1 rRNA gene (cut by a window edge) is annotated in these 1,424 nt (G+C 56.5%); it reads left to right on the top strand.

Features of this window, described 5'->3' with window-relative positions:
- Window positions 1-1,418 (top strand): 23S ribosomal RNA (locus tag ABT352_RS40625) (its annotated part extends 1,582 nt beyond the left edge of the window); the annotation flags it as partial.
- Between the last annotated feature and the right edge of the window lie 6 nt (window positions 1,419-1,424).

Below are 1,424 nucleotides of genomic sequence, written 5' to 3' on the forward strand. Positions count from 1 at the left end.
GTAGGTAAATCCGCCTCTCATGTATCCTGAGATGTGATGCCGAGCCGATTGTGGCGAAGTGGGTGATCCTATGCTGCCGAGAAAAGCCTCTAGTGAGTGTCGTGGCGGCCCGTACCCTAAACCGACTCAGGTGGTCAGGTAGAGAATACTAAGGCGATCGGGTGAACTGTGGTTAAGGAACTCGGCAAATTGCCCCCGTAACTTCGGGAGAAGGGGGGCCTTCGCTGGTGATGAACCTTTGCGTTCTGAGCTGGTGGGGGTCGCAGAGGCCAGGGGGAAGCGACTGTTTACTAAAAACACAGGTCCGTGCGAAGTCGTAAGACGATGTATACGGACTGACGCCTGCCCGGTGCTGGAACGTTAAGGGGACCGGTTAGTTGTTCTTCGGAGCAGCGAAGCTGAGAACTTAAGCGCCAGTAAACGGCGGTGGTAACTATAACCATCCTAAGGTAGCGAAATTCCTTGTCGGGTAAGTTCCGACCTGCACGAATGGCGTAACGACTTCCCCGCTGTCTCAACCGCAGACCCGGCGAAATTGCACTACGAGTAAAGATGCTCGTTACGCGCAGCAGGACGGAAAGACCCCGGGACCTTCACTATAGCTTGACATTGGCGTTTGGAGCGTCTTGTGTAGGATAGGTGGGAGACGGTGAAGCCTTCACGCTAGTGGGGGTGGAGTCATTGGTGAAATACCACTCTGGTCGTTTTGAACGTCTAACTTCGGTCCGTGATCCGGATCAGGGACAGTGTCTGGTGGGTAGTTTAACTGGGGCGGTTGCCTCCTAAAGAGTAACGGAGGCGCCCAAAGGTTCCCTCAGCCTGGTTGGCAATCAGGTGTCGAGTGTAAGTGCACAAGGGAGCTTGACTGTGAGACCGACGGGTCGAGCAGGAGCGAAAGCTGGGACTAGTGATCCGGCGGTGGCATGTGGAAGCGCCGTCGCTCAACGGCTAAAAGGTACCCCGGGGATAACAGGCTGATCTTCCCCAAGAGTCCATATCGACGGGATGGTTTGGCACCTCGATGTCGGCTCGTCGCATCCTGGGGCTGGAGTAGGTCCCAAGGGTTGGGCTGTTCGCCCATTAAAGCGGTACGCGAGCTGGGTTTAGAACGTCGCGAGACAGTTCGGTCCCTATCCGCTGCGCGCGCAGGAGACTTGAAAGGAGCTGTCCCTAGTACGAGAGGACCGGGACGGACGAACCTCTGGTGTGCCAGTTGTTCCGCCAGGAGCACGGCTGGTTGGCTACGTTCGGAAGGGATAACCGCTGAAAGCATCTAAGCGGGAAGCTCGCCTTGAGATGAGGTCTCCCACCACGAGAGTGGGTAAGGCTCCCGGTAGACGACCGGGTTGATAGGCTGGAAGTGGAAGCGCAGTAATGTGTGGAGCTGACCAGTACTAATAGGCCGAGGACTTGACCACAAAGCA

The sequence above is a fragment of the Streptosporangium sp. NPDC000563 genome, from assembly GCF_040299985.1.
Lineage (GTDB): Bacteria > Actinomycetota > Actinomycetes > Streptosporangiales > Streptosporangiaceae > Streptosporangium.